The sequence below is a fragment of the Streptomyces sp. NPDC060002 genome, assembly GCF_042737245.1.
In the GTDB taxonomy this organism is placed as follows: domain Bacteria; phylum Actinomycetota; class Actinomycetes; order Streptomycetales; family Streptomycetaceae; genus Streptomyces.
The window spans coordinates 1-16,260 of sequence record NZ_JBHWUW010000096.1; the positions used below are offsets into that span (position 1 = coordinate 1).

At 71.9% G+C, this 16,260-nt stretch carries 11 protein-coding genes; 3 read left to right on the forward strand and 8 right to left on the reverse strand.

Annotation, left to right across the window (positions count from 1 at the left end; all coding sequences use genetic code 11):
- From ACFWBD_RS40020 to ACFWBD_RS40030, 3 genes are all read right to left on the reverse strand, one after another.
- Positions 1-309: protein kinase (locus ACFWBD_RS40020; RefSeq protein ID WP_385678673.1), on the reverse strand; the 309-nt coding region annotated here is incomplete at its 3' end.
- 148 nt (positions 310-457) lie between these two features.
- On the reverse strand, positions 458-3,163 hold the full coding sequence (locus tag ACFWBD_RS40025; protein ID WP_385678676.1) for a protein kinase: 2,706 nt from the start codon (positions 3,161-3,163) through the stop codon (positions 458-460).
- Between the two features lie 176 nt (positions 3,164-3,339).
- Positions 3,340-5,556, reverse strand: coding sequence for a serine/threonine-protein kinase (locus ACFWBD_RS40030; RefSeq protein ID WP_385678680.1), 2,217 nt, complete (start codon positions 5,554-5,556; stop codon positions 3,340-3,342).
- A gap of 253 nt (positions 5,557-5,809) precedes the next feature.
- Here ACFWBD_RS40030 and ACFWBD_RS40035 point away from each other — a divergent pair, with 253 nt between their 5' ends.
- Positions 5,810-6,853 (forward strand): serine hydrolase domain-containing protein, encoded by a 1,044-nt coding sequence (locus ACFWBD_RS40035; RefSeq protein WP_385678683.1) that lies wholly within the window; start codon positions 5,810-5,812, stop codon positions 6,851-6,853.
- Between the two features lie 128 nt (positions 6,854-6,981).
- Here ACFWBD_RS40035 and ACFWBD_RS40040 read toward each other — a convergent pair whose 3' ends face one another.
- Complete coding sequence (locus ACFWBD_RS40040; protein WP_385678686.1) at positions 6,982-8,688, reverse strand: glycerol-3-phosphate dehydrogenase/oxidase; 1,707 nt, start codon at positions 8,686-8,688, stop codon at positions 6,982-6,984.
- 356 nt (positions 8,689-9,044) lie between these two features.
- Here ACFWBD_RS40040 and ACFWBD_RS40045 point away from each other — a divergent pair, with 356 nt between their 5' ends.
- Positions 9,045-10,253 carry a nucleotide sugar dehydrogenase gene (locus ACFWBD_RS40045; RefSeq protein ID WP_385678689.1) on the forward strand — a complete coding sequence of 403 codons (1,209 nt, stop codon included), beginning with the start codon at positions 9,045-9,047 and terminating at the stop codon, positions 10,251-10,253.
- A 659-nt stretch (positions 10,254-10,912) separates the two neighbouring features.
- Here the strand turns inward: ACFWBD_RS40045 and ACFWBD_RS40050 are convergent.
- From ACFWBD_RS40050 to ACFWBD_RS40065, 4 genes are all read right to left on the reverse strand, one after another.
- Positions 10,913-12,037: a GuaB3 family IMP dehydrogenase-related protein gene (locus ACFWBD_RS40050; protein WP_385678692.1), complete on the reverse strand. Its 1,125-nt coding sequence runs from the start codon at positions 12,035-12,037 to the stop codon at positions 10,913-10,915.
- 127 nt (positions 12,038-12,164) lie between these two features.
- A complete protein-coding gene (guaB, locus tag ACFWBD_RS40055) occupies positions 12,165-13,670 on the reverse strand; it encodes an IMP dehydrogenase (RefSeq protein ID WP_385678695.1) in 1,506 nt (501 codons plus the stop codon).
- 154 nt (positions 13,671-13,824) lie between these two features.
- Positions 13,825-14,412, reverse strand: coding sequence for a sigma-70 family RNA polymerase sigma factor (locus ACFWBD_RS40060; protein WP_028807228.1), 588 nt, complete (start codon positions 14,410-14,412; stop codon positions 13,825-13,827).
- Between the two features lie 466 nt (positions 14,413-14,878).
- Positions 14,879-15,490: a response regulator transcription factor gene (locus ACFWBD_RS40065; protein ID WP_003948568.1), complete on the reverse strand. Its 612-nt coding sequence runs from the start codon at positions 15,488-15,490 to the stop codon at positions 14,879-14,881.
- A gap of 379 nt (positions 15,491-15,869) precedes the next feature.
- Between ACFWBD_RS40065 and ACFWBD_RS40070 the strand changes: the two genes are divergently transcribed.
- Positions 15,870-16,199, forward strand: coding sequence for a WhiB family transcriptional regulator (locus tag ACFWBD_RS40070; RefSeq protein WP_307164956.1), 330 nt, complete (start codon positions 15,870-15,872; stop codon positions 16,197-16,199).
- The last annotated feature ends 61 nt before the right edge of the window (positions 16,200-16,260 follow it).

Below are 16,260 nucleotides of genomic sequence, written 5' to 3' on the forward strand. Positions count from 1 at the left end.
CACGGCGTCGGCCAGCGAGCGGCCCTCGACCAGCTCCATCACGATCCACGGGCGGCCGTCGTGCTCGAGCACGTCGTGGACGGTGACCACGGCGGAGTGGTTGATCCGCGCGGCCGCGCGGGCCTCCGCCCTGGTACGCGCCAGCAGGACGGCCTGGTCGCTCTCCGCCACATAGAGCGCGGCAGTCAACTCCTTGATGGCGACGGCCCGGTGGAGCAGCTCGTCGTGCGCACGCCACACCCGGCCCATACCGCCGCTCCCGATGGCGTCGGCGAGCCGGTAGCGACCCGCCAGGAGCAGGCCCTGCATCTGATTCACGTTGCCCCGCAATGCTCTTGACAACGCCAGCCTAAAGACCGGGCAGCTTCCGGGGAACCAGCGGGGTGCCAAGGTGACAGCACTGTGACGGTTGTCGCTTCCACGGCCTGGCGGGAACCGACCGCGACCGGGCGGACGCTCAGCCGGTGTACTGGTAGGTGGCCGACGCCTGCTCGAACAGCCGGGTGACCTCGTCCCGCTCGGCCTCCGGGCCCCTGACCTGCACGATGTGGTACCGCCCCGAGATGAGGATCGCGATATTGCGGACGTACAGCGCCCGCCCGCCGCCGTCGGTCCAGGTGAACTGCCCCTCGGCCATGGTCCGCGCGCCCACCGTCGTCGTGCGCAGTCCGGAGGCCGTCGCCCAGCTGGAGTCACGGTACGGCTGGAGCTCGCTCTCCTTCTCCCGCTGGTAGACCATCGGGTCGCTGCCGTTCGACGACGCGCTGTCGCGTCCGGGTACGACGATCAGCTGGAAGTCGCCGTGCGCGTACACGACCTGGCCGCGCCCGTTCTTCGGGGTGCGGTCCCAGCCGTTGGCCACGGCCACCCGGAAGCCGGCGTCGTCCGCCCGGACGGTGAACCCGTCGGCGGCCTCCGCCCCGGACCCGCCGGTCTGCGTCTGGGTGGCCTCCGCTCCCGAGGACGCCGAGGACGGGGAGGCGCCGGCGCCCGGCGAGGTCTGGTCGGGCCGGGGTTCGCTGCTCGCCTCGGGCGCCTGTCCGCCCGACGCCCCGGTGGCCCCGGTCCGCTGCGAACCGTCCGAACCGGCCGCGCCCTCCTCGTCCGCCTTGGGCATGAACAGCAGGGCGTACGCGACCGCCCCGGCCAGCACGAGCAGGATCAGCACCAGCAGGGTGCGGCCGAGGCTGCGGGGCGAACCCTTCGTCTCAGGCCGGCCCCGTTTGTGCCGCCCGTGGGGGGCGGGCAGACCGGCGCGCCGCCTGCGCACCAGTTCGCCCCGGCGGCGGACGATCGGCAGCCGGCGCGGATCGGTCGGCGGCGCGGCGACGACATACGTGCCCGCCTCCGGCTCCGGCGCGGACCGCACCAGCGAGCGCAGCCAGCCCCGCAGTTCCTCGAACCCGAGGCGCTCGGTCGGGTCCTGACGCAGCAGCGACTCCACGACCGGCCTGAGCGGTCCGCACTCCTCGGCGAAGGCCGGCGGCTCGGCGCACACCAGCTGCACCAGCTCGGCCGTCGACTCCTCCGGGTAGGGCGCATGCCCCTGTACGGCCCGGAAGAGCAGCGCGCCCAGCGCCCACAGGTCGGTCGCGGGACCGATCGGCGCGGCCAGCTGCCAGTTCTCGTGCACCGGTCCGGCCTGCTCGGGCGCCCACCGTTCGGTGACCGGCCCGACCACGGCCATCCGCGCCTGACGCGCCCGTTCGGCGGCCAGCGCGGTGCCGGGCCCGCGCCGCGCGACGCTCCCGGTCGCCCCGGCCGCCGGCTCGTCCCAACGGGCCGCGCCCCGCGCCTCACCCGGCGGGCCCTGCCCCTGCGCGGGAACCTGCGCACCGGGGACGGGCATGAGCGAGGCGTGCGACGCCGGAGGGGCCGCGTACGGTGCGCCACCGGGACCAGGACCGGCGGTGTGGACGTGAGCGGACTGCCCCTGGCCGTACCCGGCGGGGCCGGGCACGGGCGCGCCCGAGACGCCGTAGGGGTCGGCGATCTGCCCGGGCGGATGGCCTCCCGGGGTCCCGCGACCGTCGTCGGCCGGGGTCCCGCGACCGTCGTCGGCCGGGGTCCGGGCGCCGGGCAGGGCCGCCCGTCCGTTCTGCTGCGTCTCCTGGGCCTCCTGTACCCGGGCCGCCGCCCGCGCTCCCGCGCGGTACGCGGCGATCGCCCCGGCGCGCGCGGCCCGAATGTCTCCGCCGGTCTCCATCGGCGCCCTGCGGGCCACCGCCCCGGACGCCCCGCCGCCCCCGGACGGTTCGCCCGCCGGCACCGGCAACGCACCGGACGCCCGCGCCTCTATGGCAGCCCGCCGGGCGGCCTCGGGATCGACCGCACCGGAACCGAACCCGCCGCCACCGGAGCCGACCCCGACAAAACCACCGAGCCCACCGAAGCCGCCCGGGCCGCCGGGACCGGCCGGGCCGTCCTGCTGAGGCGGAGTCGCGGAAGCCCGGGGCCCGACGCCGCTCCCGCCGTGGCCCGCGCCTCCGTTCCCCCGGCCCGCCACGCCCTGCTCACGCTCCGTCGCGTCCGGCGCCGGCACCGGGTCGTACCCGCACAGCGCCTCTTCCGCCGCGCCGACCGCCAGGCCGGTCAGCATGACCCGCCCGTCGTCGCAGACCAGGACCGTGCGGGCGGTGATGTTCCGGTGCACCCAGCCGTGACCGTGCAGCACCCGCAGCGCCATGAGCACGTCGGAGGCGACCTCGGCCGCCCGGTACGGCGTCAGGGGCTTCTCGGCGAGCAGTGCCGCCAGCGGCCGTGCCGCCACCAGTTCACTCACTATCCACAGCGAGCCGCCCTCGGCGAACACGTCGAAGACCTGGTCGAGCCGCGGATGGTCGGGAATGCTCGCCGTGGCCTGCGCCGCCTCCAGGGCACGCCGGACGACGGGGTCGGCGGGCCGTCGCGTCCCCTCGCCCTCGCCCACGCCCCGGGGTCTCGGCCGCCGCGCCCCGCGTTCCCGCGCCGTGAACCCCTCGGGCAACCCCTCCGCGTCGAGCACCTCGGCCTCGACGACCTCAGGCAACGGCACCTGGCGGACCAGGACTTCCTGCCCGCTGTAGGTGTCGAAGGCGCGTGTCTCGGTGAGTTCGTACTCGTCGGAGGGGGGCAACGGCAGGCGGTAACGGTCGACGAGTACTCGACCCGCGTAGTCGTCCACGTTGCCTCCCCCGGCCGCCCGGTCGGTCAATTCCGTTCGCGTTGCGTGCCGTTACCGCCGTATCCGGCCGAATAGCTGGATGCGTACGGTCCGCAGGCACTCACGATACGTGCCGGAGGCAACCCGCAAAGAGGGGATGCCAGATCTCACGCCCGAACACGGCTACTCGGCGACCGCTACTTCTTGGGCGTGAAGGTGTTCGTCAGCGTCGTCCAGGTGGTCTGCCGCAGGTCGGTACCCCACGCGGCGGACTTCGCCGTGTACATCAGCGCGTACCCGAGACCGTCGTTCACGACGAACCCGCGGTCGATGGTGCGGTACGCCGTCCCGCCGTCCGTGTAGGTGAACTCCCAGTCGGCCGTGTTCCAGCCGCGGTAGTCCACCTGCTCTATTCCGATCTTCTTGTACTGCGAGCGCGTCATGTAGCGCTCCTGGTTCTTCCAGTCGGCGACGGGGTCGTCCTTGGGCGTGGTCGTCCAGGCGACGAGCAGCTTCTGTCCGTCGGGCCCGGTGAAACGGTCGCCCGCGGAGTCCGAGGACCCGTACTTCCACCCCGTGGGCAGCCCGATCGTGTACCCCTGACCGCCCTTGTGCGTCGCCGCCGCACCACTGCTCTCGGACGCGGTGACGCCGGATCCGGCCCCCCCGGCCGCGGAGGTGTCGCCCGAAGCGGAACCGGACGACGCGGCGGACTGCGAGGGCGACGACCCGTCCGTACGGGTCCCGTTGTCCTCGTCCTCCTTGGTGTCGGCCTTCGCGCTCGCGCTCCCGCCGGCCACCGCCCCGGAAGCACCGCCCTTCGCACCGCCGGCGGTGTCGTCGTCGCCACCGAGGGTGAGGGCCAGCACGGTACCGAGCACCGCGAGCGCCACGACCACGGCGATGATCACCAGCGTCCGCTTGGGCACCACATCGGTCAGCGGCGCCCTGGGCACATGCCGCTGCGGCAGATCCGGCGGCGTCATCACGGGCCACCCGGAACTCCGCCCGGCGCCCCCGCCATTGCCCCCGGAACCGGAACCGGAACCGGTACCAGCACCCGCACCTGCGCCGGCGCCGGCGCCTGCACCCGAACCCGATCCGGAACCGGAACGAGCCGCCGGCACGGACGCGGACGCCTGCGTCGCACCGGACACCGGCCTGGACGTCGGCCGGGCAGACGGCCCGGGCGCCGAAGCCGACGCCGATCCCGTCGTGCCCCGGGATGCCTGGGCCGCAGGCGCGGCGGCGGACGGCGCGGCGGCGGAAGCTGCTGCCCCGCTACCCCGGGCCGCACCACCCTCGCGCTCCTCGCTCCGCTGCGCCTCGGGCGCGCCCACCGAACCGGAAGCGCCCGTACCGTTCGCCGACTTGGCACGGGCTGCGGCCGCCGAGGTCGCGGCGCCCGCCGCGACGGCGGCCTTGCGCACGGAGCGAAACGCGCCGCGCAGCTTCTCGCCCGCCTCCGCGCCCGCCGAGCTCCCCCTGCCTGCGGCGGTGTCCGGCAGCGCCGGCAACGGCACGACCTTCGTCGCGTCCGCCGGCTCGGCGTGCCGCGGTTCGGGCGCGTGCAGCACCGCGTTGAACATCGCCCGCGCACCGGCGTCGTCGAGCCGCCGCGCGGGATCCTTGGTGAGCAGGCCGTAGATGACGTCCTTCAGCGGACCCGCGTTCTTCGGCTCCTCCAACTGCTCCGTCATCACGGCGGTGAGCGTGGCGATCGCCGAACCCTTGTCGTACGGGGGCGAGCCCTCGACCGCCGCGTACAGGAGACCGCCGAGCGACCACAGGTCGGCCGCCGGGCCCGGCTTGTGACCGCGGGCCCGCTCGGGGGAGATGTACGAGGGCGCGCCGACGAGCATGCCGGTGGAGGTGATCGACGGATCGCCCTCGACCTGCGCGATGCCGAAGTCGGTGAGCACGACCCGGCCGTCCTCGGCGATCAGCACGTTCGACGGCTTCACGTCACGGTGCAGGATGCCCTCGCGGTGCGCCGAACGCAGCACGTCGAGAATGGCCAGCCCGACCTCCGCCGCACGCCTCGGCTCCAGCACGCCGTCCTCACGGATGACCTCGGCGAGCGACTTGCCCTCGACGAGTTCCATCACGATCCACGGCCGGTCGTCCTCCTCGACCACGTCGAAGACCGTCACCGCGCTGTTGTTGCGGATCCGCGCGATGGCCTTGGCCTCGCGCAGTGTCCGCGTGATCAGCCGGCGCTTCTCGTCCTCGTCGATGTTCCCCGGGAACCGCAGCTCCTTGACGGCGACCGTGCGTCCGAGGGTCTCGTCCTCGGCGCGCCACACCGTCCCCATGCCGCCGCGGCCGAGTACATCTCCCAGCCGGTACCGCCCGGCGAGGAGACGTGCGCTCTTGTCCTGACGGGATGCTCCCGCCCGCTCCGCCTCCGACATGCGTCCCCTCATGCAACCCGCCCTGACAGAGCCTCCATTGTCCCTCACCCGACAAGTGCCCGACGCCCAGGGTGCCCCTCATGCCCTCCCGGCCGCACTCAGGAGCGGTGCATTTCGGCCAGAAGGTGCAGCACGCTCCGGCCACGGAGCCCCCACGAGCCCCTTGAGCGGGGCGGGGACCGGATGAAGTCGGGCGGGACCGGCCCTGGATGATGAGCCTGCCGGGGGAGGAGAGAAGAAAGGAGGAGTCGTGATGCGACCGCTGCGGAGCATGGTGGCCCTGCCCGTGGCCCTCACGCTCCTCGGCCTGTTCGCGACCGGCTCCCAGGCGGCCCCCGTACCGCCCACGGACTCCCTCCTCCCGCTGCTCCTCACCCGGGGCAAGGCGCCCGCCGCCGCCCTGCTGACCCGTGAGGAGAGCGGCACCCGCTACGCGCAGGCGGGCCCGGGCATCTCCCGGTCCGACCGCTTCCGGGCCGGCAGCATCACCAAGACCTTCCTCGCGACCCTCGTGCTCCAACTGGCCGCCGAGCACCGGCTGTCACTGTCCGACACGGTGGAGTCGCACCTGCCGGGCCTGGTGCGCGGGGCGGGCAACGACGGGCGCGCGCTGACCCTGCGTTCCCTGCTCACCCACACCAGCGGCCTGTACGACTTCACCCGGGACACCGAGGGCACCGTGCCCGTCCTCCCGCTGCAAGCCGTCCGTATCGCTGTCACCCACCCTCCGGCCGACCCGGGCCACTTCGCCTACTCCAACACCAACTACGTTCTGCTCGGCCTGGTGGTCGAGCAGGTCACCGGCCGCTCGTACGCCACGGAGGCCGAACGGCGGATCATCTCTCCCCTGCGTCTGACGGGCACCTCCTTCCCCGGCTCCCGCACCGCCCTGCCCTCCCCGCACGGCCGCGCCTACGACCCGGACGGGACCGACGTCACCGAACTCGACCCGCGGGTGGCCGGGGCCGCGGGTGAGCTGGTGACCACGCTCGCCGACCTGAACCGCTTCTACGCGGCGCTGCTCGGCGGCGATCTGCTGCCCCCGCGCCGGCTGCGCGAGATGCTCGACACCCGTACCGCACACGGCTCGTACGGCATGGGCCTGTTCCCCGCGAAGCTCCCGTGCGGCATCACGGTGTGGGGACACAACGGCCGGATCTCCGGCAGCTACGTGCGCACCGCGGCCACCGTCGACGGTCGGCGTGTCCTCACGTTTCGGGTGAACACGACGGCGATCGCAGACCCCGCCCTCGAACCGGCCATGCTCGCCGCCGAGTTCTGCCCTCGCAATCCGTAGAACGGGCCGGTTCCGAACAGGGATCCCGGATCACCACACCCGTTCGGGTGAAACGGCCCTGCGAAAGCCGAACCCGGCCGGACAGGAAGCAGACAGGAAAGGGGCAGGAAGGAGACAGGAAGGGGGAGTCAGAGCGGCACGATGTCCGGCGCTCCCAGGCGTGCCGCGTCCGCCGTCAGGTCGTCGGGCTGGCGCTGGGACTCCCGCTCGGCCTCCACCCGCTTCTCGTAGTGCTGGACCTCGCGCTCGATGTGGTCCTTGTCCCAGCCGAGGACCGGCGCCATCAGCTCGGCGGCCTCACGGGCGCTGCGCGTGCCCCGGTCGAAGGTCTCGATGGAGATGCGGGTGCGGCGCGTCAGGACGTCGTCCAGGTGCCGTGCTCCCTCGTGCGAGGCGGCGTAGACGATCTCGGCGCGCAGATAGTCGTCGGCGAACTGGAGCGGCTCGCCCAGCGTCGGGTCGGCGGCGATGAGGTCAAGCAACTCCTCCGCCATCGCCCCGAAGCGGTTCAGCAGATGCTCCACCCGCACCACGTGCAGGCCGGTCCGCGCGGCGATCCGCGCCCGCGCGTTCCACAGCGCCCGGTAGCCCTCCGCGCCGATCAGCGGCACGTCCTCCGTGACGCAGTCGGCGACCCGCTGGTCGAGCCCGCGCACCGCCTCGTCGACCGCGTCCTTCGCCATCACCCGGTATGTCGTGTACTTGCCGCCCGCCACGACCACCAGGCCCGGCACCGGATGCGCGACGGTGTGCTCCCGCGACAGCTTGCTGGTGGCGTCGGACTCGCCGGCCAGCAGCGGCCGCAGCCCGGCGTACACGCCCTCGACGTCGTCGCGGGTCAGCGGCACCCGCAGGACCGAGTTCACATGCTCCAGCAGATAGTCGATGTCCGCGCTGGAGGCGGCCGGGTGGGTCTTGTCGAGGTCCCAGTCGGTGTCGGTGGTGCCGACGATCCAGTGCCGGCCCCAGGGGATGACGAACAGCACGGACTTCTCGGTGCGCAGGATCAGACCGGTGGAGGAGCTGATCCGGTCCCTCGGCACGACGAGGTGGATGCCCTTGGAGGCGCGGACGTGGAACTGCCCGCGCTCTCCCACCATCGCCTGGGTGTCGTCGGTCCACACACCGGTGGCGTTGACGACCTGCCGGGCGCGGATCTCGTACTCCCCGCCCCCCTCGACGTCCTGCACCCGCGCGCCCACGACGCGCTCGCCCTCGCGCAGGAAACCCGTCACCCGCGCGCGGTTGGCCGCCTTGGCCCCGTAGGCCACGGCCGTGCGCACGAGAGTGGCGACGAAGCGGGCGTCGTCCATCTGGGCGTCGTAGTACTGCAACGCGCCGACCAGCGCGTCCTTCTTCAAGGCGGGAGCGACCCGCAGGGCGTGGCCGCGGGTCAGATGGCGGTGCGTCGGCAGGCCCCGGCCATGCCCGCGGGCCATGGACATCGCGTCGTAGAGCGCGACGCCCGAACCGGCGTACAGCCGTTCCCAGCCCTTGTGCTGGAGCGGGTACAGGAAGGGCACGGGCTTCACGAGATGCGGAGCCAGCCGCTCCAGCAGCAGCCCACGCTCCTTCAGCGCCTCCCGTACGAGTGCGAAGTCGAGCATCTCCAGATAGCGCAGGCCACCGTGGATCAGCTTGCTGGACCGGCTCGATGTGCCCGACGCCCAGTCGCGCGCCTCGACCAGTCCCGTGGACAGTCCGCGCGTCACGGCGTCCAGGGCGGTGCCCGCGCCGACCACGCCGGCTCCCACCACCAGAACGTCCAGCTCTCGCTCGGCCATGGCTGCCAGTGACTCGGCTCGCTGCGCCGGCCCCAGTGTCGCTGTCCTCACCGCTGCCTCCCGCTGTCGCTCGCGCCGGCCGCACCCTCAGGGCGAGATCCGGTTCCTATCCCTCATGCCCAAATTCTGACCGCGATGCCCGGCTTCAGCCACCACTCGCCCCCAGCCTGTGGACAACTCTCACGGAACCTGAACCGGCCTTCCGGAAAACTCCCCGGCAGACTCAGCCGGTCCGCGGCCGGTCGGCACACCGCCCTGGCCGGTCGATCGACACAACCGGCCAACACAGTCGATCAATCCCGCATAACGGTCATATTTACTCCTAGTCTGACATTGCGCTCGTCCACTCTGTCCACCGGACTTGCGCACCTGTCCCACCTCGGTTACTGGGAAGGACGGCATACGCCATGCCCGCAGATCTCGCCGTCATCGGACTCGGCCCGTTCGGCCTGCCCCTGGCCCAGGCCGCCGTGGCCGCCGGAATCCCCACCATCGGCTACCGCACCGGCCCCGAAGCCGGCTCCCTCAGCCCCGCCGAACTGCGCAGGATGCTCTCGGGAGGCTTCCGGCCCGCCACCAACCCCGCCGAGCTGGGTCGGGTACGCACCGCCGTCATCTGCGCCCCCACCCCGCGCGACGCGGACGGCGGACTCGACCTGAGCCAGCTGGAGACGGCCGCCCGCACCCTCGCCGGGCACCTGCGCCCGCACACCACCGTGATCCTCGAGTCACCCGTGTACCCCGGGGCCACAGAGGAATTCCTGCGGCCGCTGCTGGAGGAGACCTCCGGACTCCGCGCGGGACGCGACTTCCACCTCGCCTACTCCCCCAGCCGGGTCGACCCCGGCAGCCGCGCCTTCAACCCGGCCAACACGCCGAAGGTCATCGGCGGCCTCACCCCCGCCTGCACCGAGTCCGCCGCCGCCTTCTACGGCCGCCTCACCGACAAGGTCGTACGCGCGCGTGGCCTGCGGGAAGCCGAGACCGTGCAGCTCCTGGAGACCAACTTCCGGCACGTCAACATCGCCCTCGTCAACGAGATGGCCGTCCTCTGCCACGACCTGGGCGTCGACCTGTGGGACGTCGTCCGCTGCGCGGAGACCAAGCCCTTCGGCTTCGAGGCCTTCCGCCCCGGCCCCGGGGTCGGCGGCCACTCCGTCGCCCTGGACCGCACCGGCCACCCGGGCGGCCCGCTGCGCCTGGTCGAGCTGGCCCAGCAGGTCAACAGCCGCATGCCCCGTTACGTCGTCCAGCGCGCCGCCGCCCTCCTCAACGAGCACGGCAAGTCGGCACGGGGCGCACGCGTGCTGCTGCTCGGCGTCACCTACAAGCCCGACCTCGCCGACCAGCAGAACTCCCCCGCGCGCGAGATCGCGATCCGCCTGATGGAACTCGGCGCCGCCGTCAGCTACAACGACCCGCACGTCCCGTCCTGGAGCGTCCTGGACCGCCCCGTGCCGCGCGCCGACTCCCTCTACGAGGCCGCCGCCGACGCCGATCTGACGATCCTCCTCCAGCAGCACCGGACGTACGACCTCCAGGGCCTGTCGGTGAAGGCACAGCTGCTGCTGGACACGCGGGGGGCCACCCCCACGGGGGCGGCGCACCGGTTGTGAGCCGGGGGCGCACACGGCCGCCCCGGGCTCCGGGGACTGGTGGCGTACGGCACGGCCCGCCGGTACCGTACGAAACAGGCGGAGCCCACCGCAGAGGTCACTGCGGCAGGCTCCAGGATGGATCACGGAGTGTCCGCCCCTACTTGTGTTGGGGGCGGCCGCTCACCATCCGAAACAGGCGGAGCCCACCGCAGCGGTCACTGCGGCAGGCTCCAGGATGGATCACGGAGTGTCCGCCCCTAGTTGTGTTGGGGGCGGCCGCTCACCATCCGAAAAGACGCAAGATCCACCTCCTCCGGCACTGCACCGTCCGAAGACGGAGTCGGTCCCAGCGGGTGGGCTTGCGGTGACGTCCCATGGGCGCCCCCTTCCACGACGCCGTCCATGACCCGGTGAACGGCACGTTCAGGAACTCGGGCCGGGCCCCGAGGGCCGGGGTCCGGAACCATGTCCTTGGAAGGGGGCACCCCACACAACTGGGGCGCCGACCCGGACGCTACCGCCCGCGACCCCCCTGACCAGCCCACTTCCGCCCCGAACGCAACCGAGCGCCCCCACCCCACGCCACACGCCCCGGTCCCTGCGGGCATGCGAAAGGGGCCGGCCACCTCACTCGGGTGAGGTGGCCGGCCCCTGCCGACGTCCGACGTCCTGCGGTGCTACTGCCGGTGTACCGAGTCCGCCACCGTCACCTCGACGCGCTGGAACTCCTTCAGCTCGCTGTAGCCGGTGGTGGCCATGGCGCGGCGCAGGGCGCCGAAGAGGTTCATCGAGCCGTCGGGCGTGTGCGACGGGCCCGTGAGGACCTCCTCGATGGTGCCGACCGTGCCGAGGTCGACCTTCTGCCCGCGCGGCAGCTCCTCGTTGACGGCCTCCATGCCCCAGTGGTGGCCACGGCCCGGCGCGTCGGTCGCGCGCGCGAGCGGCGAGCCCATCATCACCGAGTCGGCGCCGCAGGCGATCGCCTTGGCCAGGTCGCCGGACCAGCCGACGCCGCCGTCGGCGATCACGTGCACATACCGGCCGCCGGACTCGTCCATGTAGTCACGGCGGGCCGCCGCCACGTCGGCGACCGCCGTCGCCATCGGGACCTGGATGCCCAGCACGTTGCGCGTGGTGTGCGCCGCGCCGCCGCCGAAGCCGACCAGGACGCCCGCCGCGCCCGTGCGCATCAGGTGCAGGGCCGCCGTGTAGGTGGCGCAGCCGCCGACGATCACCGGGACGTCGAGCTCGTAGATGAACTGCTTCAGGTTCAGCGGCTCGTGCGAGCCGGAGACGTGCTCCGCCGACACGGTCGTGCCGCGGATGACGAAGATGTCCACGCCCGCGTCCACGACGGCCTTGGAGAACTGGGCCGTGCGCTGCGGGGAGAGCGCGGCCGCGGTGATCACGCCCGAGTCGCGCACCTCCTTGATGCGCTGCCCGATCAGCTCCTCCTTGATGGGGGCCGCGTAGATCTCCTGGAGGCGGCGGGTCGCGGTCTCCGCGTCCAGCTCGACGATCTCGTCGAGCAGCGGCTGCGGGTCCTCGTGCCGGGTCCACAGGCCCTCGAGGTTGAGGACGCCGAGGCCGCCCAGCTCGCCGATGCGGATGGCGGTGGCCGGGGAGACGACCGAGTCCATGGGGGCGGCCAGGAAGGGCAGCTCGAACCGGTAGGCGTCGATCTGCCAGGCGATCGAGACCTCCTTCGGGTCCCGCGTACGGCGGCTGGGGACGACGGCGATGTCGTCGAAGGCATACGCCCGGCGGCCGCGCTTGCCGCGCCCGATCTCGATCTCAGTCACGTGTGTGGCCTTTCCCTGATGCGTTGCAGCGTCTACCAGTATCGCCGACGGGTACGACAAGGGCGGCCCCGGAGTCTCCGGGGCCGCCCTTGGTGCGCCTTACGAACGCTTCACGCGCGCGTGGAGCTCACTTGCGGCTGTAGTTGGGCGCCTCGACCGTCATCTGGATGTCGTGCGGGTGGCTCTCCTTCAGGCCCGCGGACGTGATCCGGACGAAGCGGCCGTTGTCCTGGAGCTCCGGCACGGTCCGGCCGCCGACGTAGAACATCGACTGGCGCAGACCGCCGACCAGCTGGTGGACGACGGAGGACAGCGGGCCGCGGTAGGGCACCTGGCCCTCGATGCCCTCGGGGATCAGCTGCTCGTCGGAGGCGACGCCCTCCTGGAAGTAGCGGTCCTTGGAGAACGACTTGCGCTCGCCGCGGGTCTGCATGGCGCCCAGGGAACCCATGCCGCGGTACGACTTGAACTGCTTGCCGTTGATGAACAGCAGCTCGCCCGGCGACTCCTCGCAGCCCGCGAGCAGCGAACCCAGCATCACCGTGTCGGCGCCCGCGACCAGGGCCTTGGCGATGTCGCCGGAGTACTGGAGGCCGCCGTCGCCGATGACCGGGACGCCGGCCTCCTTGGCCGCGAGCGCGGCCTCGTAGATGGCGGTGACCTGCGGGACGCCGATGCCGGCGACCACACGGGTGGTGCAGATGGAGCCCGGGCCCACGCCGACCTTGATGGCGTCGGCGCCCGCGTCCACCAGGGACTTGGCGCCGTCGCGGGTGGCGATGTTGCCGCCGATGACGTCCACACGCGTGTGGTTCGACTTGATCTTGGCGATCATGTCGCCGACGAGCCGCGAGTGGCCGTGGGCGGTGTCCACGACGATGAAGTCGACACCGCGCTCGATCAGGGCCTGGGCCCGCTCGAAGGAGTCGCCGGCGACACCGACGGCCGCGCCGACCAGCAGACGGCCCTCGGAGTCCTTCGCGGCGTTCGGGTACTTCTCCGCCTTGACGAAGTCCTTGACCGTGATCAGGCCCTTGAGGGCGCCCTCGTCGTCGACCAGCGGAAGCTTCTCGATCTTGTGCTTGCGCAGCAGCTCCATGGCCTCGACGCCGGAGATGCCGACCTTGCCGGTGACCAGCGGCATCGGCGTCATGACCTCGTGCACGCGGCGCGTGCGGTCGGTCTCGAAGGCCATGTCACGGTTGGTGACGATGCCGAGCAGCCGCTTGTTGCCGTCGGTCACCGGGACGCCGCTGATGCGGAACTTGCCGCACAGCGCGTCGGCCTCGGCGAGCGTGGCCTCCGGGTGGATGGTGATCGGATCGGTCACCATGCCGGACTCGGAGCGCTTGACGAGGTCGACCTGGTTGGCCTGGTCCTCGATGGAGAGGTTGCGGTGCAGCACGCCGACGCCGCCCTGGCGGGCCATGGCGATCGCCATGCGCGACTCGGTGACCTTGTCCATGGCGGCGGACAGGAGCGGGATGTTCACCCGCACGTTCTTGGAGACGTACGAGGCGGTGTCGATCTCGTCGGGAGCCATGTCCGACGAGCCCGGCAGCAGCAGCACGTCGTCGTAGGTCAGCCCGAGGGTCGCGAATTTTCCGGGCACTCCGTCGACGTTGGCAGTCATGACACCTTCCCCAAATGGCCTTGATCGGTGCGGATGTCCATGCTAACGGGAAGCGCACCTCCCGAATTCCACGGTCGGACGTGACTCCGGGCTTCGTATGTTCGTACGGAAACGGTCGGCGCCCTGTTCAGCGATGCCCGTTCCGAAGGGGCCGCTACTGCTCGGCGAGCGCCCGCAGCCTGCTCAGCGCCCGGTGCTGGGCCACGCGGACCGCCCCGGGTGACATTCCCAACATCTGCCCGGTCTCCTCGGCCGTGAGGCCCACCGCGATGCGCAGCAGAAGCAGTTCCCGCTGGTTCTCGGGCAGGTTGGCCATGAGCTTCTTGGCCCATTCCGCGTCGCTGCTGAGCAGGGCGCGCTCCTCGGGGCCGAGTGAGTCGTCCGGCCGCTCGGGCATCTCGTCGGAGGGGACCGCCGTCGAGCCCGGGTGGCGCATCGCGGCACGCTGGAGGTCGGCGACCTTGTGCGCGGCGATGGCGAAGACGAAGGCCTCGAAGGGCCTGCCGGTGTCCCGGTAGCGGGGCAGGGCGAGCAGGACCGCGACACAGACCTCCTGGGCGAGGTCCTCCACGAAGTGGCGCGCGTCGCCGGGTAGCCGGGACAGCCGGGTGCGGCAGTAGCGCAGCGCCAGCGGGTGGACATGGGCCAGCAGGTCGTGGGTGGCCTGCTCGTCGCCGTCCACGGCGCGATGGACGAGTGACCCGATCGTCCCCACGGCAGTGACCGCCTCGTCATCGCGCATCGGTCCATGGTGCACTGCGGCCGGACCGGCCGCGGCACCGTGCCCGTCGTTGTGCACCGAAGCGTTATGAGCAGGTGCGCCGGAACTCATCCCCTGCGCCCTCCCCTCCCGCTCGACCGACTCGTCCCCGAGGAACTCCACACCTCAAGGATGCGGCATCCGCGGCGAAACGAGCAGCGGGCGCCCTGCGGGAGCCCGTGCCGCTCCCGCCCGCGGCGCGGTGGAAGGGGGCGTCGCCCGGCCTCCGTACCGCGTCTGAGCAGGGAGGTTCGCCCATGACCCGCTCCCCTCAGTGAATGACGGATGTCACCCGAACCCGGTCGGACCCACCGCCCGGCCGGAGCCCGTCCCGCGTCGGACCGGCCCGGGCCCCGTCCCGCTCCGGACCGCTCCGGGCCCGTGGGGACGGGCGTCGGAAGCGGGCGGCGGGGACGGGCAGGAGGGACCGGGCGGGCGGGACCGGCTCCTAACGGACCAGGCCCCACCGGAAGCCGAGCGCCACCGCGTGCGCGCGGTCCGAGGCGCCGAGCTTCTTGAAGAGCCGACGGGCGTGCGTCTTGACCGTGTCCTCGGAGAGGAACAGTTCACGGCCGATCTCCGCGTTGGAGCGGCCGTGACTCATGCCCTCGAGGACCTGGATCTCACGCGCGGTGAGCGTGGGCGCCGCGCCCATCTCGGCCGAGCGCAGCCGACGCGGGGCGAGCCGCCAGGTCGGGTCGGCGAGCGCCTGCGTGACGGTCGCGCGCAGTTCCGCACGCGAGGCGTCCTTGTGCAGATAGCCGCGGGCGCCGGCGGCCACCGCGAGGGCCACACCGTCGAGGTCCTCGGCGACGGTCAGCATGATGATGCGGGCTCCGGGGTCGGCCGACAACAGCCGCCGTACGGTCTCGACGCCGCCCAGTCCGGGCATGCGTACGTCCATCAGAATCAGGTCCGAGCGGTCGGCACCCCAGCGGCGGAGAACTTCCTCGCCGTTGGCGGCCGTCGTCACGCGCTCGACGCCGGGCACGGTCGCGACCGCGCGGCGGAGCGCTTCTCGGGCAAGCGGGGAGTCGTCGCAGACGAGGACGGAAGTCATGGCCGCCCTCCGCAGCTGATGCGCGTCACCTTGTGCCTCCAGGCTGTTACGAATCGTCACCTGTGCGGTCGACCGTCTCGGACGCCTGCCCGAGCGTTTGTGTTTTCAACCGCCACCGCACTCTCAACGACGGTCACTCGAAAGAGTTACGGGGCTGCATTCATTCTTCGGCACTCTACGTGAGGGGGCGAATACAGAGCAGGCAGCCACACGGACCCTCAAGCTTTCATCACAAGCGATGCCCCATTCGGCCCTATTTCTTCCCTTTTACTGGTGTCTGAGGCTAGATTCGCAATGAGTCATATTTTCATCTCCTTAGATCGTAGTTGTACGGTCGTGGGCACCGTATCCGCTCTGAACGGCTACAAGGGGTCACGCAATGGCAGATTTCTCCCGCCTTCCCGGACCGAACGCGGACCTGTGGGACTGGCAGCTCCTGGCCGCCTGCCGAGGGGTGGACAGCTCACTCTTCTTCCATCCGGAGGGCGAGCGCGGGGCGGCTCGGAGCGCTCGAGAGAACTCGGCCAAGGAGGTCTGCATGAGGTGCCCGGTCCGCGCGCAGTGCGCGGCGCACGCGCTGGCGGTACGCGAGCCGTACGGCGTGTGGGGCGGGTTGACCGAGGACGAGCGCGAGGAGCTGATGGGCCGGGCGCGCAATCGCCTGGTGTCGGCGTCGTCGGGCGCGAGAGACACTTCCTCGAACACATGAAGGAACGTTTCTTCAAAACGCGCTGAAACAGCGGTCCGAAAAACGGCGGGCACACGTGTGC